The sequence below is a fragment of the Tabrizicola sp. genome (assembly GCF_016793705.1).
Classification (GTDB): Bacteria; Pseudomonadota; Alphaproteobacteria; order Rhodobacterales; family Rhodobacteraceae; genus Tabrizicola.
In genome coordinates, this window is sequence record NZ_JAEULO010000052.1 from 134,728 (window position 1) to 154,410 (window position 19,683).

Sequence of the window (19,683 nt, forward strand, 5' to 3'; positions counted from 1 at the left end):
GGGCGCAAGCTGCCGGGGGAGCCATGGGCCACAGGATCGGGGATATCGCGAAGGCCTTGGGGGCCGAGGCCGAGGGCGATCTGGACCTTGTGGTGACGGGCGCCTCGGAGCCGCAGGCGGCGGGGCCGGACCAGCTGGCGCTGGCGATGGACCCGCGCTACGCCGATGGGATCGGCAAGGGCCGGGCGCGGGCGGCGGTGGTCTGGCCGGGGGCGGACTGGCGGGCGATGGGCCTCATGGCCGCGATCTTCGCGCCGCGCGGGCGGCTGGCAATGGCGGGGCTGACGCGGCTGATGGACCCTGGGCCTGCGATCGCGCCCGGCGTGCATCCGATGGCGGTGGTGGACCCGACGGCGCAACTCGGGCAGGGTGCGGCGGTCGGCCCCTTCGTGGTGATCGGGGCGGGGGCGGTGGTCGGGCCGGGCGCTCGGATCGCTTCGCATGTTTCGATCGGGGAAGGCGCGCGGATCGGGTCCGGAGCGCTGATCCTGCAAGGCGCGCGGATCGGCGCACGCGTGACCATCGGCGACCGCTTCATCTGCCAGCCGGGCGCGGTGATCGGGGCGGACGGGTTTTCCTTCGTCACGCCAGAGAAATCGGGCGTCGAGGAGATCCGCGAGACGCTGGGATCGCGTGCGGAAATCCGCGACCAGACCTGGACGCGCATACATTCTCTTGGGGCCGTAACCATTGGGGATGACGTCGAAATCGGCGCGAACGCCTGCATCGACCGGGGCACGATCCGCGATACGGTGATCGGGTCGGGGACCAAACTCGACAACCTTGTCCACATCGGCCACAACGTCCAGGTCGGGCGTGACTGCCTGTTGTGCGGGCAGGTTGGCGTGGCCGGGTCGGCCCGGATCGGCGACCGGGTGGTGCTGGCGGGGCAGGTGGGCGTGAACGACAATATCTTCGTCGGCGATGACGTGATCGCCGGGGGCGCGACGAAGATATTCACCAATGCACCGGCGGGCCGGGTGCTGCTGGGCTATCCGGCAGTGAAGATGGAGACGCATGTGGAAATCCAGAAGGCACTGCGTCGCCTGCCGCGGCTGGCGGGGCGGGTGACGGCGCTGGAGAAGGGCGACTAGGTGGAGCGGGCGGAGATCGAGGCGGCGGTGATCGCGATCCTGGCGAAGCAGTTGCTGCTTCCGCCGGGCGAGATTTCACCGGACGCGCGGATCGACGAGCTGGGGCTCGATTCGCTGGGCAAGGTCGAGGCGATCTTCGCGATGGAGGAACGCTTTGGCATCCATGTCCCGTTCAACGCCAATGCACCGGACCAGCCGGAGTTCGATTTCTCGACCGTGGGCGGCGTGGTGCGGGACGTCGAGGCTCTGATCGCGCACAAGGGATGAGACGGGTCGTCATCACCGGCATCGGCACGGTGAATGCCCTGGCGCAGGACGTGCCGGGCACCTTCGCGGCCTTTCGCGCGGGGCGTTGCGGGATCGGGCCGCTGACCTTCCGCGATGCGGAGCGGTTGAGCATCCGCATCGGCGCCGAACTGCGGAACTGGCGTCCGGAGGCCAGTTTCTCGGCGAAGGACTTGCCGCTTTACGACCGGGTGACGCAATATGCGCTGGTCGCCGGAGCCGAGGCGGTGGCGATGGCCGGGCTGCCCATGGGGCTGGGGCCGCGCGGGGGCGTGATCCTGGGCACGGCGGCGGGCGGCATCCAGACCTGGGAGGAAAGCTATCGCGCGGTCTTCGCCGAAGGCCGGAGCCGCGTCTCGCCGCTGGTGGTGCCGCGGCTGATGCTGAATGCCCCGGCCTCGCATCTGTCGATCCGCCATGGGCTGACCGGGCCGGTGCTGGCGGTCTCTTCCGCCTGCGCCAGCGCCAATCATGCGATGGGTCTGGCCTTGCAGCAGATCCGGGCCGGGGCGGCGGATGTGATGCTAACCGGGGGCGCCGAGGCGATGCTGTGCTTCGGCGGGGTGAAGGCCTGGGAGGGGTTGCGGGTGCTGGCGCCGGATGCCTGTCGGCCCTTCAGTCTGGGCCGCAGGGGCATGGTGATCGGCGACGGGGCCGGGGTGCTGGTCTTCGAGGCGGAAGAGCACGCAAGGGCGCGGGGGGCCGTGCCGCTGGCCGAGGTCGCGGGTTTCGGGATGACGGCGGACGCGGCGGATATCGTCGCGCCGAACGTGGCGGGGGCGGCGCGCGCGATGCGGGCGGCGCTGCGCGATGCCGGGATGGCGCCGCAGGACCTGGGCTATATCAACGCGCATGGTACGGGCACGCTGGCCAACGACCGGGCGGAAAGTGCTGCGATCCTGGAGGTTTGCGGCGTGGCGCCGCCGCCGGTATCGTCGACCAAGGCGATGCATGGCCATGCCATCGGGGCGACCGGCGCGCTGGAGGCCATCGCCTGCGTGCAGGCCCTGCGCGAGGGTCTCTTGCCGCCGACGCTGGGATTCGAGGCTGCCGATCCCGACTGCCCGCTGGATATCGTGGCACTTCACGCGCGGCCGGCGCGGGTGGAGGCGGCGCTGTCGAACGCCTTCGCCTTCGGCGGGCTGAACGCGGTGCTGGCGTTCCGCCGGGCCTGAACGAAACGGGCCGGCCCTTGCGGACCGGCCCGTGTTGTTCCGGGGGAAGCCGCGCTCAGGGAGCGGCGGGGGCGGCTGTACCCGCTGCCGCTGCGGCGGCATCGGCCTTGTCGTTCGCGGCGGCCACCGCGTCATACCCGGCGGTGAAGCCCTTGAGCGACAGGGCCAGCTCGACCTTTTCCTCGGGCGCGACGAAGGGAACGATGGTTATCACTGCATTGCCGCCCGATTTCAGGGCTGTGACCTCTTCGGCGGTAAAGCCGATGCGGGCGACGCAGCCGATCCCGGTGCAGAAGGTGAAGGGATAGACCTTGCCCTTGCCGCCGTCGATCTGCAAGGTCATGCCCGCAGGCAGCAGGGTCTCCAGTGGCGCGACGAAGGTAGCGCCGGCGACCGCCGGCCCCTGCGACCCTTTCGGCAGGTTGAACATCGTGAACTCGGCGACCGAGCCACCATCCTTGTCCTTGAGGAGAAGGTAGAGCTGACAGGGATCGACGCCGGATTCGGTGTGGACGCATTTCTGTTCCCAGGCCTCGAAGCTGGCGGCGGTGTAGCTGCTGCCCGGACCATCGGCGGGGGCACCCACTTCCTGGCCCGTGGGATATTCGGTGTTGGTGGAGGCCGCATCAGCTGCCGGGGCCGCTTCCTCGGTTGCGGGGGCTTCCCCGGTCTCCTGCGCCATGACGGGCGCGGAGAGTGCGAGGATCAGGGCAAGCGCGGTGCTCGTGGTCTTTGCCATTTCGACATTTCCTTTGGTCGGTCGATTGTCTGGCGGGTCTCTAGCACGGGGCTTGGCGCAAGTCAGGTGAGAAAAACGTGTCTGGCAGGCTTCTGCCCGGGGACGGCAGCGCAATGAAAAAGGGCCGGTAGCACCGGCCCTTTTCGCATCTTGTTTTTGCTCCCTGTCGGACTGGCCGACTTCATGGGTTGGGACGCTACGGTGGAAACTACGGCCCGTCAACGGGTTCTTTTGCGGAACAAGGCAGAAAAAAACCGCGCCTTTTCAAGGGCGCGGCCAGTTGACAGGGAGGAAGTCACCGCCAGACCCGCGAGAGTGCCGGGTCTGGCCTCTTGAGTCTGGCAGAATGAAGTTAACACTGTATGTTTGATCCGTTCGGTGGCGGGAGATGGGCAGCGCGGGCGGCTCAACCCAGGGTTATGAGAGGCCAAGGTGACGGAACAGGCGACAGCGGCGGACAGCATTTTCGTGGGCGGCGGCGGCGAGGGTTATGGGCTGCCGCAGCGGCTTTTACTGAAGTACGGCAATCGGCACGGGCTGATCGCGGGGGCGACGGGCACCGGCAAGACGGTGACATTGCAGGTGCTGGCCGAGGGCTTCTCGGCCTCGGGTGTGCCGGTGTTCATGGCCGACGTGAAGGGCGATCTGGCAGGGATCGCGGCTTCGGGGTCGGCGGAGGGCAAGCTGCACGAAGCCTTCGCCAAGCGATCGGCGCAGATCGGGTTCGACCTGCAGTACCGGGCCTTTCCGGTGATCTTCTGGGACCTGTTCGGTGAGAAGGGCCATCCGGTGCGGGCGACGGTGGCGGAGATGGGGCCACTTCTGCTGTCGCGGCTGCTGGAACTGTCCGAGCCGCAGGAGGGCGTGCTGAACGTGGCCTTCCGGCTGTCCGACGAGGAGGCGTTGCCGCTGCTCGACCTGAAGGATTTGCAGGCGCTCTTGACCTTCGTGGCCGAGAATGCCGAGGCGATTTCGGCGCGCTATGGGCTGGTGTCGAAGGAATCGGTCGGGGCGATCCAGCGGCGGCTTCTGGTGCTGGAGAACGAGGGCGGCGGGGGCCTCTTCGGCGAACCGGCGCTGGACCTCATGGATTTGATGACGGTCGATGCCTCCGGCGCGGGGCGGATCAGCATCCTGGCGGCGGACAAGCTGATGAACTCGCCGCGGCTTTATGCGACCTTCCTCTTGTGGCTGCTGTCCGAGCTTTTCGAGACGCTGCCCGAGGTGGGCGACCCGGACAAGCCGAAGCTGGTGTTCTTCTTCGACGAGGCGCATCTGCTGTTTACGGACGCCCCGAAGGCCCTGATCTCCAAGGTGGAACAGGTGGCGCGGCTGATCCGGTCGAAGGGGGTGGGGGTCTATTTCATCACCCAGAACCCGGCGGATGTGCCGGACACGATCCTGGGACAGCTGGGCAACCGGGTGCAGCACGCGCTGCGGGCCTTCACGGCGAAGGACCAGAAGGACCTGGCGAAGGCGGCCGAGACCTACCGGCCGAACCCGCGCTTCAAGATCGACGAGGCGATCCGCGATGTGGGGACCGGGGAGGCGGTGACGTCGCTTCTGGAGGCGAAGGGCGTGCCGGGGGTGGCGGAGCGCACGCTGGTGCGGCCGCCCTCCAGCCAGCTGGGGCCGCTGGATGCGGCAGCACGGGCGGCGGTGATGGCGGGGTCTCCGGTCAAGGGCAAGTACGACCAGCCGCTCGACCGGGAAAGCGCCTTCGAGAAGCTGCGGGCGCGGGCCGATGCCGCGGCGAAGGATGCGGCAGAGCTGGAAGAGCGCCAGGCCGAGGAGAAGCGCGAGTTTGAACGGGCCCGGCGCTACGATGCCGACGGTTATGGCGCGGACAAGCCGAAGCGGACGAGTTCCTCCAGCCGGTCGGATTCCATCGGCACGGCCTTTGCGAAAAGCTTTGCCCGGCAGTTGGGGACCAAGTCGGGTCAGGCGCTGGTGCGCGGCATTCTGGGCTCGATCTTCGGGAAAAGATGACCTCAGGGCGTTGAGAAGTGATCCGTAATCGTCATAGTTAGCGCAAACGCGAGGAGGCAGCGATGAAACGGTCACGCATCAACGACATCATGCGCGCGGCAGATGACCTGATCCGCCATCACGGCTTTGTGCTGCCGCCTTTTGCCAGCTGGTCGCCGGAGGCGTTCAAGGCGCGGAAGGATGCCAGCGCGATCATCGAGGCGCGCTGCGGCTGGGACATCACCGACTATGGCCAGGGCCGGTTCGACGAGATGGGGCTGTTTCTTTTCACCCTGCGCAACGGACGGCTGGCCGATCTGCAACGCGGCGGGGGCATGTGCTATGCCGAGAAGCTGCTGATCTCGCGCCAGGACCAGCTGTCGCCGATGCACACCCATGTCATCAAGGCCGAGGACATCATCAACCGGGGCGGTGCGACGCTGGTGGTGGAGCTTTACGGGTCGGACGACCGGGGCGCCTTTGCGGCGGACAAGGGTGGCATGGTGCGCTGCGACGGGATCGAAACGCCCTACGGGCCGGGGACGAAGCTGCGGCTTGCACCGGGGGAAAGCGTGACGCTGATGCCCGGTGACTGGCATGCCTTCTGGGGCGAGGGAGGCGATGTGCTGATCGGCGAGGTGTCGACCGTGAACGACGACCTGACTGACAATATTTTCCGCGAACCCATCGGCCGCTTTGCCGAGATCGACGAGGACGAGGCGCCCTGGCACCTTCTGGTCAGCGACTATGACCGCTGGCTGAAGTGACGGTCCCGGAATGACAGAAGGGGCGCCGCCGGGCGCCCCTTCTGCTTTTCCGTGGGCCGGATCAGTTCCCTGGCGGGCAGACGCCGTTCACCAGCGCGACCTTGCAGGCCGGCGCGGTGGCAGCGGGCTCAGCCGCAGGGGCCGTGGTGGTGGCCGCCGGAGCCGGGCTCGCCGGAGCGACGGCGGGGGTCACCACGGGCGCGCCGGTGGTGATCGCGGGCGGCGGCAGGACCTTCAGCGCAGGCACGGCACCGGCGGGGACCACCACCTCGGCCTTCGGCTTGGCGGCGACCTTCGGCGCAACGGGTGCCGGGATATGCAGGCCCTTCGGCATCTCGCCGGAGGCGGTCAGCACGATGACCTTCTCGCCGCCCTTGACCCGGCTGTAAAGGTCCAGCACGTCCTGGTTGATCATGCGGATACAGCCGGACGAGGCGTTGCGGCCAATCGACTGCCATTCTGGCGTGCCGTGGATCCGGTAGCCATAGTCGCGCCCGCCGGAGGTCAGGTAGATGGCGCGGGCGCCGAGCGGGTTGGTCGGGCCGCCCGGCTGGCCGACTTCGTCGAACTTCGCCAGCTCGGGCTTGCGGGCGATCATTTCCTTCGGCGGAATCCAGCGGGGCCAGGGTTTCTTCTCGGCCACGATGGCCTCGCCCGACCATTCGAAGCCGGACTTGCCGACCGCGATGCCGTAGCGGATCGCCTTGTTCTTGCCGAGCACATAGTAGAGCAGCTTGGTCTTCGGGTTGATGATGATGGTGCCGGGGGCCTGATCGGTCTCATAGGCGACGACCTGACGCCGATAGGCTTCCGGGATCTTCTCGACCGGCAGCGCAGGAATTGCGATTCCGGCGTCCATCGTGGCGACATAGACATTCTCGCCCGATTTGGGCAGCGGCTGGGTCGAGGCGGTGGGACCGGCGGCCGGATCGACGCAGGCGGCAAGGAGCGCTGCGGCGAGGAGGGCGGGGCTCAGGCGGAGAAAGCGACGGGAAGTCTGAAGCATAAAATCATCCACACTTTTTCGACCCGCCGACAGGATGGCGCAGGCCCATTGCCGCGCACGCTAGACGAGTGCGCCGGGCAGGTCAAACCGTGCACGGTTTTGAATGCGATCACGGGGCCGTGAAAATGGCTGATTTCCAAGGCATAGTTGCCCGCGTGCCGCAGATTCCGGCACGCGGGCGGCCTTGTCAAAGCTCGGTGCGGACTGCCCAAAGCTCGGGGAAGAGCTCAACATCCAGCATCCGGCGCAGGTAGGAGATGCCGGAGGTGCCGCCGGTGCCGCGCTTGATGCCGATGACGCGGGCCACGGTGGTCAGGTGGTTGAAGCGCCAGCGGCGGAAGTAATCCTCGAAATCCACCAGCTTCTCGGCCAGTTCATAGGCCTGCCAATGCGCGCCCGGGTCGCGGTAGATGACCTCCCACATCGCCTGGACGCCGTCATGCTGGGTCCAGGCCTGGCGCAGGTCGCGGGTCAGCACGTCCCTGGGCACAGGCAGGCCGGCACGGGCGAGGTGGCGCAGCGCCTCGTCATAAAGCGTCGGGCGGGCAAGTTCGGCCTCCAGCTTCGCCATCAGGTCGGGGCGGTGGGCGTGCGGCTTCAGCATGGCGAGGTTGCGGTTGCCGACGGCATATTCGATCAGCCGGTACTGCCAGGACTGGAAGCCCGAGGACTGGCCAAGCGCTTCGCGGAAGGTGGTGTAGTCCGAGGGCGTCATGGTGCGAAGGACGTCCCAGGCGTTGTTCAACTGCTCGAAGATGCGGGCGACGCGGGCGAGCATCTTGAACGCCTCCTGCGCGCGGTCGGCGGCGATCATCCGGCGCGCGGCGTCGATCTCGTGGAGGGCGAGGCGCATCCAAAGCTCGGAGGTCTGGTGCTGGATGATGAACAGCATCTCGTCATGCGCATCGCTGAGGGGGGTCTGCGCGGCGAGGATGCGGTCGATGTGCAGGTAGTCACCATAGGACATGCGGCCGTCAAAGGCCATCTGGGCACCGTCTTCGGCAGGGTTGTAGGGGGTGGCGGTCATGTTTTTCTCCATCTTGAAAAGGGGTTTCAGGACAGGAGAACGGCCCTTCGGTTCAGGATCGAAAGGTTGCCCATCCGCCGCCAGAGGGCGACCCAGCCGGCGGGGCGGCAGAGCGGCGGGAGCCTCAGTTGCCGCATGGCAGGCCCAGGGCGCGGCAGGTATCCGGCGACAGGCGACGGTCGGGATCGTCGGGCATCGCGACGCCCATGCCGCCATTCCAGCTGAGAATGGCCCAGCCAAAACCCGCGTCCTCGGCCGCCTTGCGCTTGGCGCTGATGAAGGCGTGATACCATTCCATCGGCTGTGGCACCTCGTCGGGCGTGTGCAGCGCGCCGAATTCCCCAAGCAGCACACGGTCGCGCGGAATGCCATGGGCGTCCGCCCAGGCGGCGGCGCGGGTGATCTCTTCGTTGACGGCGCTTTCCGGCGTGTCTGCATATTCCTGCACGATCCGGGCGATCACCTCGGCGTCCGCCGTCCCTTCCGCCGCCTCCATGCGTGCGACGGCGGATTTTGTGACCTCTGCGACGATTTCCGGCGTAATCAGCGAGGGCGGAAAGGGGACACGGGTAATATACTTGAGCGGCGGGTCGATCCAGACGGCCCCCTGGTGAGTGAAAGTGAAGGGCGCGTAGCTGTGGAAGGTCCAAAGGACATTGTCGTCCTGAATCAGCGACGGATCGAGCGAGGCCAGGGACGCGGCCTGGCCCCAGCAGGCGCCGGTCAGGATCAGGGTCAGGTCGGGTGCCCCCCTGCGGGCGGCGGCGTGCAGCCGGGCCTGCATGTCCGGCCATTTCGGCGGGGCTCCCGCGTAGACGCCGTCGCAGTCGAAGACGGGTTCGTTCAGAAGTTCCAGCGCCACACGGTCGGCAGGAAGATCGGACAGCCGCGAGGCGATATGTCCGACAAGGGCGACGTAGTCGGGAAACTGATCGCCGACGATGCTCTCGGCGCCGCCGATCTCATCACCGCGCGGAATGGGATGAAGATCGACGATCACCTTCAATCCGGCATCGAGCGCCAGGTTGGTGGCGGCGCCCATCCCGTCGATCATGCGGTCCTGGTCGGGACCGGGTCCGTAGACCAGCGCGGGTCCGGGGTCGAGCGGCAGGCGGATGAAGTCAAAACCTTCGTCGGACAGCGCCTCGAACATCGCCGGGGTGACGTGACGAAGCCAGTCGGGAAAGACGGCCAGCGCCTCCGGGTCCGCCATCAGTTCGGCGATCGTCCCCCAGTTGGTCCATTGCTCGGCGTTGACCCCGCGTTGCAGGCGAAGCGTATCTGCCGGGGCGACCGAACCGGCGACCACGAGCAGTGCGGCGAGGGCAAGGACGCGATGGTGGACCATGCGGGCTTTCCTTCGGTTCAGGTGACGCGGGCGCGGGCCTTGAACTCGGGCTTGTCCCAGCTGCCGTAGTCCATGATCTTCGCCAGAACGGAAACCGCGCGGGCGACGTCGTCTTCGTCGATGTAAAGCGGCGTGAAGCCGAAGCGCAAGATGTCGGGCGCGCGGAAGTCGCCGATCACGCCCTCTGCGATCAGGGCCTGCATGATGGCATAGCCTTCGGGGTGACGGAAACTGACCTGGCTGCCGCGCATCAGGTGCGACCGGGGCGTGGCCAGGTGCAGCATGGGTGCGCGAGTCTCGATCCCCTTGATGAACTGGTCTTGCAGGCGCAGCGACTGGGCGTGGACCTCGCGCAGGTCGACACCCTCCCAGACATCGAGCGCGGCGTCCAGCGCGGCCATTTGCAGGATGGGGGGCGTGCCGACGCGCATCCGCTCGATTCCGGCGCCGGGGCGGTAGGAGAGGTCGAAGGCGAAAGGCGCTTCATGGCCGAGCCAGCCGGAAAGGGCGGGGCGCGCCGTGTCGGCGTGGCGGGGGGCGACATAGATGAAGGCCGGGCCGCCGGGGCCGGAGTTGAGATACTTGTAGGTGCAGCCCACCGCGAAATCGGCCTTTGCGCCGGTCAGGTCAACCGGGAGGGCGCCGGCGCTGTGGGCCAGGTCCCAGACGGTGAGCGCCCCCATCTCATGTGCGCGCCGGGTGATGTCGGCCATGTCGTGACGGCGGCCGGTGCGGTAGTCGACCTCGGTGATCATGGTGACGGCGACGCTGTCGTCGATGGCGGACATCACCTCTTCCGGCGCGACGGTCTTCAGCCGGTATTGCCCGCCAAGGGTGCGGCACAGGCCCTCGGCCATGTAGAGGTCGGAGGGGAAATTGCCGGTGTCGGAGAGGATGACCTTGCGCTTGGGGTTCATCTCGAGCGCCGAGGCGAGCGCCTGGTAGACCTTGATCGAGAGCGTGTCTCCCAACACGACGCTGCCCGCCGGTGCGCCGATCAGCCTGCCGATCCGGTCGCCCAGCACGGCGGGCTGCGCCATCCAGCCGGCCTTGTTCCAGCCGCGGATCAGCATCTCGGCCCATTCGTCGCGCATGACTTTCTCCATCCGCGCGGGGGCGGATTTCACCATCGGGCCCAGCGAGTTGCCGTCGAGATAGATCACGCCTTCGGGCAGGTGGAAGTGAGCTTTGGTGGCGGCAAAGTCGATGGGCATGAGCGCGTCCTTCGGGGTTTGCCGAGTTATGCGGCGGTGGGCAAAAAATTTCAAGCTTGAAATTGTTGCGGGCCAGCCGTGTCGCTTCCGGTTGAAAGAGTGCCGCAGGGGAACATTTGTCCGGCTTCCTGGCTTGCAGCCGGAGGACCGAGCGTCTAGAGGAGCCGAAATGGAGGTCCCCGGTTGCGTTCCTTCCTGCATGAGATTGACATCCCGCCAAGCTGGCTGGTGCTGCACGTCGGCGCGGCTTGGGTCCTGTCGCTGGTGTCCCCGCCGATGTTTGGTAGCCTGGCGCGCGCGCTGGGGTCGGTTCTGGTTGTTGTCGGTGCGCTTGTGATGGGCGCGGCTGTCGCGCAGATGACCCAGGCGCGGACCACCGTCATCCCGCGCCGTGATCCGCAGGCCCTGGTGACGTCCGGGGTATTCGCCCTGTCGCGGAATCCGATCTATCTCGCCGATGCCGTGATCCTGACCGGGGCGATCCTCTGGCTGGATGCCGTGCTTGCGTTGCCTTTGGTCTTCAGCTTCGTCTGGCTGATCCAGACCCGCTTCATCCGCGACGAGGAAATCCGCCTGACCGAGGCTTTCGGGCCGGAGTTCGATCTCTGGGCCGCGCGCACGCGCCGTTGGCTGGGGCGGAAATGACGCGGCGGCGGGCGGAAAAAGTAGAGTTTGAAATAATGTTGCGCAATGCTATGTGCGTCGGGTCGGTTTATGACCGCGCAGGCAAGATCGGGGGACCAGGGTGAAGATAGGCGCTTTGACGGAAGTGTTTCCCGGCGAGAACCGGGTGGCGATGACGCCGGATTCGGCCATGCAGCTGGCGAAGCTGGGACATTCCTCCTGCATCCAGTCGGGGGCGGGGGCGAAGGCGGGCTTCTCGGACGCGGCCTATGCGGCGGCGGGCGTCGAGGTGCTGCCGGATGCGGCGGCGGTGATCGCGGCGGCGGATGTGATCGTCAAGGTGCGGGGGCCGGATGCGGCAGAGCTGTCGCGGCTTCAGGACGGGCAGACGCTGATCAGCTTCTTCTGGCCCGCGCAGAACGCCGAGCTTCTGGAAGCGGCGGCAAAGAAGAACCTGACCATCGTCGCCATGGACATGGTGCCGCGGATCAGCCGCGCGCAGAAGATGGATGCGCTGTCGTCGATGGCGAACATCGCGGGCTACCGTGCGGTGATCGAGGCCGGGTCGAACTTTGGCCGCTTCTTCACGGGGCAGGTCACGGCGGCGGGCAAGGTGCCGCCGGCGAAGGTGCTGGTGGTGGGGGCAGGCGTTGCCGGTCTTGCGGCGGTCGGCACGGCGACGTCGCTGGGGGCGATCGTTCACGCCTTCGACGTGCGACCGGAAGTGGCGGAGCAGATCGAATCGATGGGGGCGAATTTCGTCTTCCTCGACTTCGCCGAACAGCAGACGGACGGGGCGGCGACGGGGGGCTATGCGGCCCCGTCGAGCCCGGAGTTCCGCGAGGCGCAACTGAAGAAGTTCCGCGAGCTGGCGCCGGAGATGGATATCGTCATCACCACGGCGCTGATCCCGGGGCGTCCCGCGCCGAAGCTCTGGACCGAGGACATGGTCGGGATGATGAAGCCCGGCAGCGTCATCGTCGACCTTGCGGCGGAGCGTGGCGGCAACTGCGACCTGACGGTGCCGGACCAGAAGATCGTTACCGACAATGGCGTGACCATCGTGGGCTACACCGATTTCCCCAGCCGGATGGCGACGCAGGCCTCGACGCTTTATGCGACCAATATCCGCCACATGCTGACCGACCTGACGCCGAAGAAGGATGGCGTCATCGCGCACAACATGGAGGATGACGTGATCCGGGGGGCGACGGCAGCGCATATGGGGGCGGTGACCTATCCGCCGCCGCCGCCGAAGGTCGCCGCCATCGCGGTGCAGAAGCCTAAGGAGAAGGCGCGCGAGCTGACGCCGGAAGAGCGCCGGGCGAACGAGGTCGCGGCGTTCAAGGCGCAGACGCGGAGCCAGGTGGGCCTGCTGGCCATTGGCGGCGGGCTGATGCTGCTGGCGGGGCTTTACGCTCCGGCCAGTTTCATGAGCCACTTCATCGTCTTCGTGCTGGCGGTCTTCGTTGGCTTCCAGGTGATCTGGAACGTCTCGCATTCCCTGCACACGCCCTTGATGGCGGTGACGAACGCAATCTCGTCGATCATCATCCTGGGCGCGCTGATGCAGATCGGGTCGGGGTCGTTCCTCGTGATCCTCCTCGCGGCGCTGTCGGTCTTCATGGCCGGGATCAACATCTTCGGCGGCTTCATGGTGACGCGCCGGATGCTTGCCATGTTCCAGAAGTCGTAAGGGGGCCGTCATGGAATTCGGATTTACCACGGCGGCTTACGTCGTTGCAGCGGTCCTGTTCATCCTCTCGCTCGGGGGGCTTTCGGGCCAGGAAAGCGCCAAGCGCGCGGTCTGGTATGGGATCGTCGGCATGGCGCTGGCGGTTGCCGCCACGCTCTACGGGCCGGGCTTCGGGCTGTGGTGGCTGTCGGTCCTGCTGATCGCTGGCGGCGGTGCGATTGGCTGGATCGTCGCGCAGCGGGTGCAGATGACCGAGATGCCGCAGCTGGTGGCGGCGATGCACAGCCTTGTCGGCCTTGCGGCTGTGTTCATCGGCTTCAACACCCATATCGAGTTGGTCCGGGTGACCGGGATGGATGAAGCCGCCCGCGCCGCGCTGGACGGGTTTGCGGCGGTTGTCGCCCACAAGACCGGCGTCGAAGTGTCGATCCTGCGGGTCGAGACCTTCCTCGGTATCTTCATCGGGGCGGTCACCTTCACCGGATCGGTGATCGCCTTCGGCAAGCTGGCGGGTAAAGTCGACGGCAAGGCGAAGAAGCTGCCTGGCGGGCATCTCTTGAACGCATCGGCGGCGATCATTTCGATCGTCTTGCTGGCGGTCTACCTGCAGTCGGGCTCGACGCTGGCGCTTCTGGGCATGACGGCGGCCGCGCTTTTCATCGGCTATCACCTGATCATGGGGATCGGCGGGGCGGACATGCCGGTCGTCGTGTCGATGCTGAACAGCTATTCCGGCTGGGCGGCGGCGGCGATCGGGTTTTCGCTGTCCAACGACCTCCTGATCGTGGTCGGCGCACTGGTCGGTTCCTCGGGGGCGATCCTGTCCTACATCATGTGCAAGGCGATGAACCGGAGCTTCATCTCCGTGATCCTGGGCGGCTTCGGTGGCACCACGGGCCCGGCGATGGAAGTCACTGGCGAGCAGATCGCGATTGATGCCGAGGGTGTGGCGGCAGCGCTGAACGATGCGGATTCGATCATCATCATCCCGGGCTACGGCATGGCGGTGGCGCAGGCGCAGCAGTCGGTCAGTGAGCTGACCCGGAAGCTGCGGGCCAAGGGCAAGACCGTCCGCTTCGCGATCCACCCGGTGGCGGGGCGGCTGCCGGGGCACATGAACGTGCTCCTGGCCGAGGCGAAGGTGCCCTATGACATCGTGCTGGAGATGGACGAGATCAACGAGGACTTCCCGGAGACCGACGTCGCCATCGTGATCGGGTCGAACGACATCGTGAACCCGGCGGCGCAGGAGGACCCGAATTCGCCCATCGCGGGGATGCCGGTCTTGGAATGCTGGAAGGCGAAGCAGGTCTTCGTCTCGAAACGGGGGCAGGGGACCGGGTATTCGGGGATCGAGAACCCGCTCTTCTACAAGGAGAACACCCGGATGTTCTATGGGGACGCGAAGAAGTCCCTCGACAGTCTTCTGCCGATGATCGAGTGAAAGCCGGGCGGGGCGGGCATTGTCCGCCCCGCCTGTCCACGGTGGACAGATTTTCGGACCGTGGAAAATCAATGGCTTATCTGCGGGCTTTAGGGGTTGGTTAAGCCCTGCCCGCGGACAGGTTCTGCTCCCCGATTGGGCGTTCGGCGCCAGATCTTCCCCCGGCTGGTCGGCGATTGGGCAACACCGGGGCGGCATACCCTGGTATTCCGGTATTCTGCTGGAACCGGCGCGAGGCTGGCCTTACCTCTCGGCGGGCAATCCCTGAGGACTTCGATGCCGATCCCCGACCATCCGCTCCGCTATGCCACCGTGAACGAGTTGCACGCGCGGCCCTTCCCGTCGCTGGAGGTGCCCTCGACGGCGGTCTATGTCGCGATCAAGGAGCCGGTGCAGGCGCAGAACCGGGACCGGGGGGCGGACCTGGCGCATCTCTTGGCACTCTTGGACCGGCATGGCAGCGCGCATCCGCAACCGGGGGCGACGCATTTTTCAGGGCCGATCGGGCGGGCCGAGCTGAAATGGGAGAGCCATACCGAGTTCGTGACCTACTCGGCCTTCACCAAGGGCGTCTCGGCGCGACCCTTCGATCCTGCGGAGGCAGAGGTGCTGCCCGAAGACTGGCTGGGGGCGGCGCCGGGCAAGCGGCTGACATCGGTCCTGATCCGGGTGGAACCGATGCCGGAGAGCGACGAGGCGCTGCTGGCGCGGCTGGACGAATGGTTCGTGCCGGAGAGCCTGGCGGTGAGCCGGGTGGTCGACGGCGCGGCGGTGGTGGCGGGGGATTTCCGCATCGACCCTGCGGGGCATATGCGCTTTGCGGTCTTCGTGGCGCCCGGCACCGGACCGCGGCGGGTCGGACGGATCGTGCAGCGGCTGTGCGAGATCGAGACCTACCGGGCGATGTCGATGCTGGGGCTGATGCGGTCGCGCGACCTGTCGGCGCGGCTGAATGCGCTGGACCCGAAACTCTCGGCGCTGGTCTCGGGGCTGGACAGTGCCGAGCCGGCACCAGAGGCGGCGCTGCATGAGTTGCTGACCATTTCGGCCGAGCTGGAAAGCCTTGCGGTGCAGTTCTCCTTCCGCTTCGGGGCGACCGCGGCCTATGAGGCCATCGTCACCCAGCGGATCGAGGTCTTGCGTGAAGTGCGCATCCAGGGCCGCCAGACCTTTGGCGAGTTCATGATGCGCCGCTATGACCCGGCGATGCGGACGGTGAAATCGGCGGAAAGCCGGTTGGCCGCGATGGCGGACCGGGCGGAACGGGCGGCGGAATTGCTGCGGACGCGGGTGGATGTGGAGCGGTCGGCGCAGAACCAGCGGCTTCTGGAAAGCATGGACCGGCGGGCGGACCTGGCCTTGCGGCTCCAGCACACGGTCGAGGGGCTGTCGGTGGTGGCGATCAGCTATTACGCGGTCAGCCTTGGGTCATACCTGCTGAAGCCCGCGGCCCATGCGCTGCACATCGGCCCCGAGGCACTGCTGGCCGGGCTGGTGCCTGTGGTCGTGCTGGGCGTCTGGCTGATGGTGCGGCGGATCAGGAACCGGCTGCACTAGCGGACGGCTCCTCGTTCGCCTTCGGCTTCTCGTCGCGGGCCCCTTGCGAGGAGCACCGAAGGTGACGACGAGCGTTACCGGCCCCGGATGCGGGGGTCGAGGGCGTCGCGCAACCCGTCGCCGATGTAGTTCACGCTGAGAACCGTGAGCGAAATCGCGACGCCGGGCCAGATCACCCGCTCGGGGTAGACCTGCATGTACTGCAATCCGTCATAGAGAAGCCGCCCCCAGGTCGGGAAGTCGGGCGGGAAGCCGAGGCCGAGGAAGGAGAGAACGGATTCGGTGATGATCGCCTCGGCCACGCCGAGCGTCGCGGCGACCATGACCGGAGAGACCACGTTCGGCAGGATGTGGCGGCGGATGATCCGGTTCGGTCGCGCGCCGATGGAGCGGGCGGCAAGGACATATTCGCGTTCCTTCAGTGTCAGAACCTCGCCCCGGACGATGCGTGCCGTGGCCATCCAGGACGTAATGCCGATGGCGAAGACGATCAGCGTGAAGGCGCCAAGCTCGGGTCCGATGAGTCCGGCGATCCGGTCGCGGAAAAGCATGACCATGACCAGGAGGAGCGGGATGAGCGGCAGGGCGAGGAACATGTCGGTCAGCCGCATGAGCGGGCCGTCGAGGCGGCGGAAGTAGCCGGCGAGGGTGCCGATGAGGGTGCCGAAGACGATGGCGATGACCATCGCGACCATGCCCACCGCAAGCGAGACCCGGCCCGCGAGCATCATCCTCAGGAGGAGGTCGCGGCCGAGCTGGTCGGTGCCGAACGGCGCGCGCAGGGACGGCCCCTGGTTCTTCATGCGGATCGTGTCGGACAGCCGTTGCGGCGGATCCCAGACCAGAGGGCCGAGCAGGACGAAGATGATGAGCAGGCTGAGCACGATCAGCCCGAAGAGCGCCCCCTTGTGGGTGCGGAACTGCTGCCAGATCGCCCGGTTCTGGCTGACGGGCTTGGGCGGGGTGGAGGTCGCGTCAGTCATAGCGGATCCGGGGGTCGAGGAAGCCGTAGAGGATGTCGGCGATCAGGTTGAAGAGCACGATCAGCACGGCGAAGATGAAGGCGAGCGTCTGCACCATCGGAATGTCGTTGGCGTGGATCGCGCCGATCAGGGCTGCGCCGATGCCGTTCACCCCGAAGAGATTTTCGGTGATGATCGCGCCCCCGAAGATCGAGGGTATGCCGAGCGCGATCACGGTGATGACGGGGATCAGCGAGTTCCGCAGGACATGCTTCAGGACGACGGTGCGCTCGGTCATGCCCTTGGCGCGGGCGGTGCGCACATAGTCCTGCGTCATGTTGTCGAGCATGGACGACCGCATGTAGCGGCTGATGGCGGCGGCATTGGCGAGGCCGAGCGTCATCACCGGCAGGGCCATCTGCTTCACCTGTTTCAGGAAACTCTCCCAGTCATGCACCACGAGCTGGGTGTCGTACTTGGTGGGGAACCAGCCGAGCCAGACCGCGAAGATGATGATGAAGAGCGTACCGGAGAAGAAGGTGGGCACCGAGAAGCCCAGCATGGCGAAGAGCGTACCGCCCTGGTCGAAGAACGAGTACTGGCGGTAGGCGGAGTAGATGCCGATGGGCAGCGCGATCAGGATGCCGACCAGATAGGCGGTGCCGATCACGGTCAGGGTCTGCGGCAGGCGCTGGCCGATGATGGTGAAGACGGGGCTGCGCGACTGCCAGGACAGGATGCGCTGTTCGCCCTCGACGAAATGGGTGCCGGACCAGCCGTCGAACAGGGTCATCGGCTCGACCCAGAAGAACTGGCGCAGCCAGAGGAGGTAGCGGAAGAAGACGGGCTGATCGGCGCCGAGCGCCTCGATCATCTTCTGGCGGACGTCGGGGGGCACGGTCAGCGGAATTTCGGACATGGGCGAGCCGGGGGCGAGATCTACCAGCAGGAAGATCACCAGGCTGATGACCAAAAGCGTCGGGATGGCCAGCAGAAGCCTGCGAAGCGTGAAGGTGAGCATGGCGGCTGCGCCCCGGATCGGTGGGAAAGAAGCTGCGGGGCCGGGTCGCCGGCCCCGCAAGGGGTCAGGTCACTTCACGCGGAACCAGTCCGCGACGTTCCACAGTTCCGAGTCCCAGGCGTTGATCTGCACGCCGCCAAGGGAGTTGGAATGCGCCGAGAGCGTGCCGCGGTGAACCAGCGGCACCACGATCATCGAGTCCTTCGTCACCATGTCGTTCAGCTTCTTGGCGATGTCCTGCCGCGCGGCCATATCGGTCGTGGTCGCCATCGAGGCATAGAGCGCATCGTATTCCGGGGTGCAGAAGCGGTTGATGTTCTCACCCTGCCACTGGCTTTCCGGGGTCGGCGCGTTCTTGCACTGGTACTGGCCGAGGTAGCTTTCCGGGTCGGGCGACTCGGAGTTGTTGGCATACATCTCGACGTCGGCATAGAACTTCTGGAAGGTGTCGGGCGAGCCCGGGTCCCCGCCGAAGAAGACGCCCGGGTCGATGGCCTTCAGCTCGACCTCGACGCCAAGCTCGGTCCACCAGTCCTTGATCAGCGCCTGGAAGTCCTGACGGATCGGGTTGACGGTGGTCTGGTACAGGATGTGCAGCTTCTTGCCATCCTTGTCGCGGATGCCGTCGCCGTCGCTGTCGGTCCAGCCGGCTTCATCGAGCAGCGCCTTGGCGCCCTCCATGTCCTGCGCGATGCAGCCCTCGTTGTCCGAGGCCCAGCCTTCCGGTCCGGGGATCACGTTGCAGGTTGGTCTGCCGCCTTCGCCATAGCCGACCTCGACCAGGATGGAGCGGTCGATAGCCTTGGACAGCGCTGTCCGCACCTTGATGTCCGACAGGATCGGGTGGGGGTGCTTGGCGGTCGCGCGCTCACCCTCCGGCAGGGCCGGGTCGGGGTCGGTCGTGTTCATTTCCAGCCGCTCGACCAGGGTGCCGAAGGCAACGACGAACTCGCCCTTGCCGGCAGCCTTCATCGAGGCCTGGGTTTCGGGCGGAATCTGGGTGTTCCAGGCATAGTCGAATTCGCCGGTCTCCATCACCGCGCGGGCCGAGCCTTCGGCATCGCCGCCGCCCTTGATCACGGCGGTCGCGAAGGCGGGCTTGGCCGGGTCGCGGTAGTTTTCGTTCATCGCCATCGACACGGTGTCGTTGACGGTGAAGCCGGTGACCTTGAACGGTCCGGTGCCGATCGGCATGTTGTTGGCGTCGGTGCAGGTGGGCGCGGCGGCGCCGAGGCAGGCTTCGAACTGGGCCTTCTGCAGGACCGGCGAGAGCGCAGAGACGAAAGCGGTGTAGGGGTTGGCCTTCGGTCCGGTGAACGTCACCTTGATCGTCGCCGGATCGACCGCCTCGACCGAGGCGATGCCTTCGTATTTGGTCGCCTGCGAGCAGCCGCCTTCGGGATGGGTGCAGTATTGCCAGGTGAAGACCGCGTCATCGGCGGTGACGGGGGTGCCGTCCGACCATTTCAGGTCCGGCAGCAGTTTCCAGGTGATCGAGGTCATGTCGGCCGACACGCCGCCGTTTTCCAGCGTCGGGATTTCCGCGGCCATCTTCGGCACCAGCACGCCTTCGGGCGTCAGGCCGGCAAGAGGCTCCAGGACCATCGACGAGGCATAGATGTCCTTGGTCCCGCCCGAGAGGTAGGGGTTCATGATCGACACGGCCTGCGGGAAGGTGAGCTTCACCTCGCCGTCGGTGCCGCGATCGGCAAAGGCCGCGGGGGCAAGCCCCATCACGGCCACTGCGCCCAGAAGG

17 protein-coding genes are annotated in these 19,683 nt (G+C 66.7%); 9 read left to right on the forward strand and 8 right to left on the reverse strand.

The genetic code is table 11. The annotated features are described in order from the left end of the window. Positions 1 to 23 precede the first annotated feature (23 nt). From lpxD to JNJ68_RS14825, 3 genes are read left to right on the forward strand one after another with little or no spacing between them, the layout of a single operon-like run. Positions 24 to 1,094, forward strand: coding sequence for a UDP-3-O-(3-hydroxymyristoyl)glucosamine N-acyltransferase (gene lpxD, locus JNJ68_RS14815; protein WP_294983225.1), 1,071 nt, complete (start codon positions 24 to 26; stop codon positions 1,092 to 1,094). After that, entirely contained in the window at positions 1,095 to 1,361 is a 267-nt protein-coding gene (locus tag JNJ68_RS14820) for a phosphopantetheine-binding protein (protein WP_294983227.1), read from the forward strand. After that, positions 1,358 to 2,554: a beta-ketoacyl-[acyl-carrier-protein] synthase family protein gene (locus JNJ68_RS14825; RefSeq protein ID WP_294983228.1), complete on the forward strand. Its 1,197-nt coding sequence runs from the start codon at positions 1,358 to 1,360 to the stop codon at positions 2,552 to 2,554. The genes JNJ68_RS14820 and JNJ68_RS14825 overlap by 4 nt, the downstream gene beginning before the upstream one ends. A gap of 55 nt (positions 2,555 to 2,609) precedes the next feature. Here the strand turns inward: JNJ68_RS14825 and JNJ68_RS14830 are convergent, their stop codons facing one another. After that, a complete protein-coding gene (locus JNJ68_RS14830) occupies positions 2,610 to 3,293 on the reverse strand; it encodes an invasion associated locus B family protein (RefSeq protein ID WP_294983229.1) in 684 nt (227 codons plus the stop codon). Between the two features lie 432 nt (positions 3,294 to 3,725). Between JNJ68_RS14830 and JNJ68_RS14835 the strand changes: the two genes are divergently transcribed. Continuing rightward, on the forward strand, positions 3,726 to 5,282 hold the full coding sequence (locus tag JNJ68_RS14835; RefSeq protein WP_294983231.1) for a helicase HerA-like domain-containing protein: 1,557 nt from the start codon (positions 3,726 to 3,728) through the stop codon (positions 5,280 to 5,282). 62 nt (positions 5,283 to 5,344) lie between these two features. Beyond that, positions 5,345 to 6,028 (forward strand): D-lyxose/D-mannose family sugar isomerase, encoded by a 684-nt coding sequence (locus tag JNJ68_RS14840; protein ID WP_294983232.1) that lies wholly within the window; start codon positions 5,345 to 5,347, stop codon positions 6,026 to 6,028. 61 nt (positions 6,029 to 6,089) lie between these two features. Here the strand turns inward: JNJ68_RS14840 and JNJ68_RS14845 are convergent, their stop codons facing one another. The 4 genes from JNJ68_RS14845 to kynU form a co-directional block, all read right to left on the reverse strand. Next, a complete protein-coding gene (locus JNJ68_RS14845; protein ID WP_294983233.1) occupies positions 6,090 to 7,034 on the reverse strand; it encodes a L,D-transpeptidase in 945 nt (314 codons plus the stop codon). 187 nt (positions 7,035 to 7,221) lie between these two features. Beyond that, positions 7,222 to 8,061 carry a tryptophan 2,3-dioxygenase gene (gene kynA, locus JNJ68_RS14850; RefSeq protein WP_294983235.1) on the reverse strand — a complete coding sequence of 280 codons (840 nt, stop codon included), beginning with the start codon at positions 8,059 to 8,061 and terminating at the stop codon, positions 7,222 to 7,224. Between the two features lie 124 nt (positions 8,062 to 8,185). After that, positions 8,186 to 9,409: a cellulase family glycosylhydrolase gene (locus JNJ68_RS14855; RefSeq protein WP_294983237.1), complete on the reverse strand. Its 1,224-nt coding sequence runs from the start codon at positions 9,407 to 9,409 to the stop codon at positions 8,186 to 8,188. Between the two features lie 17 nt (positions 9,410 to 9,426). Continuing rightward, positions 9,427 to 10,623: a kynureninase gene (gene kynU / locus JNJ68_RS14860; RefSeq protein WP_294983238.1), complete on the reverse strand. Its 1,197-nt coding sequence runs from the start codon at positions 10,621 to 10,623 to the stop codon at positions 9,427 to 9,429. A gap of 183 nt (positions 10,624 to 10,806) precedes the next feature. Between kynU and JNJ68_RS14865 the strand changes: the two genes are divergently transcribed. The 4 genes from JNJ68_RS14865 (at position 10,807) to JNJ68_RS14880 (ending at position 15,944) form a co-directional block, all read left to right on the forward strand. After that, the gene (locus JNJ68_RS14865) at positions 10,807 to 11,268 is read left to right on the forward strand and encodes an isoprenylcysteine carboxylmethyltransferase family protein (RefSeq protein WP_294983240.1); all 462 of its coding nucleotides are present in this window, start codon (positions 10,807 to 10,809) and stop codon (positions 11,266 to 11,268) included. Between the two features lie 100 nt (positions 11,269 to 11,368). After that, on the forward strand, positions 11,369 to 12,943 hold the full coding sequence (locus JNJ68_RS14870; RefSeq protein ID WP_294983242.1) for a Re/Si-specific NAD(P)(+) transhydrogenase subunit alpha: 1,575 nt from the start codon (positions 11,369 to 11,371) through the stop codon (positions 12,941 to 12,943). Positions 12,944 to 12,953: 10 nt separating this feature from the next. Beyond that, the gene (locus JNJ68_RS14875; RefSeq protein ID WP_294983244.1) at positions 12,954 to 14,387 is read left to right on the forward strand and encodes an NAD(P)(+) transhydrogenase (Re/Si-specific) subunit beta; all 1,434 of its coding nucleotides are present in this window, start codon (positions 12,954 to 12,956) and stop codon (positions 14,385 to 14,387) included. 276 nt (positions 14,388 to 14,663) lie between these two features. Further along, positions 14,664 to 15,944: a DUF3422 domain-containing protein gene (locus JNJ68_RS14880; protein WP_294983245.1), complete on the forward strand. Its 1,281-nt coding sequence runs from the start codon at positions 14,664 to 14,666 to the stop codon at positions 15,942 to 15,944. Positions 15,945 to 16,018: 74 nt separating this feature from the next. Here JNJ68_RS14880 and JNJ68_RS14885 read toward each other — a convergent pair whose 3' ends face one another. The 3 genes from JNJ68_RS14885 to JNJ68_RS14895 all read right to left on the reverse strand — a co-directional run. Next, positions 16,019 to 16,927, reverse strand: a complete 909-nt coding sequence (locus JNJ68_RS14885; RefSeq protein ID WP_294983247.1) for an ABC transporter permease — start codon at positions 16,925 to 16,927, stop codon at positions 16,019 to 16,021. Next, complete coding sequence (locus JNJ68_RS14890; protein WP_294983248.1) at positions 16,920 to 17,927, reverse strand: ABC transporter permease; 1,008 nt, start codon at positions 17,925 to 17,927, stop codon at positions 16,920 to 16,922. The genes JNJ68_RS14885 and JNJ68_RS14890 overlap by 8 nt, the downstream gene beginning before the upstream one ends. A gap of 69 nt (positions 17,928 to 17,996) precedes the next feature. Next, a partial coding sequence (locus JNJ68_RS14895) for a peptide ABC transporter substrate-binding protein (protein ID WP_294983249.1) occupies positions 17,997 to 19,683 on the reverse strand: 1,687 nt, incomplete at its 5' end.

What these genes read in the sequence shown, in the direction of transcription:
- lpxD (WP_294983225.1), top strand. Translation starts at nt 24, where the DNA reads ATGGGCCACAGGATCGGGGATATCGCGAAGGCCTTGGGGGCCGAGGCC.
- JNJ68_RS14830 (WP_294983229.1), bottom strand. Translation starts at nt 3,293, where the DNA reads ATGGCAAAGACCACGAGCACCGCGCTTGCCCTGATCCTCGCACTCTCC.
- JNJ68_RS14825 (WP_294983228.1), top strand. Translation starts at nt 1,358, where the DNA reads ATGAGACGGGTCGTCATCACCGGCATCGGCACGGTGAATGCCCTGGCG.
- JNJ68_RS14885 (WP_294983247.1), bottom strand. Translation starts at nt 16,927, where the DNA reads ATGACTGACGCGACCTCCACCCCGCCCAAGCCCGTCAGCCAGAACCGG.
- JNJ68_RS14840 (WP_294983232.1), top strand. Translation starts at nt 5,345, where the DNA reads ATGAAACGGTCACGCATCAACGACATCATGCGCGCGGCAGATGACCTG.
- JNJ68_RS14880 (WP_294983245.1), top strand. Translation starts at nt 14,664, where the DNA reads ATGCCGATCCCCGACCATCCGCTCCGCTATGCCACCGTGAACGAGTTG.
- JNJ68_RS14845 (WP_294983233.1), bottom strand. Translation starts at nt 7,034, where the DNA reads ATGCTTCAGACTTCCCGTCGCTTTCTCCGCCTGAGCCCCGCCCTCCTC.
- kynA (WP_294983235.1), bottom strand. Translation starts at nt 8,061, where the DNA reads ATGACCGCCACCCCCTACAACCCTGCCGAAGACGGTGCCCAGATGGCC.
- kynU (WP_294983238.1), bottom strand. Translation starts at nt 10,623, where the DNA reads ATGCCCATCGACTTTGCCGCCACCAAAGCTCACTTCCACCTGCCCGAA.
- JNJ68_RS14855 (WP_294983237.1), bottom strand. Translation starts at nt 9,409, where the DNA reads ATGGTCCACCATCGCGTCCTTGCCCTCGCCGCACTGCTCGTGGTCGCC.
- JNJ68_RS14875 (WP_294983244.1), top strand. Translation starts at nt 12,954, where the DNA reads ATGGAATTCGGATTTACCACGGCGGCTTACGTCGTTGCAGCGGTCCTG.
- JNJ68_RS14890 (WP_294983248.1), bottom strand. Translation starts at nt 17,927, where the DNA reads ATGCTCACCTTCACGCTTCGCAGGCTTCTGCTGGCCATCCCGACGCTT.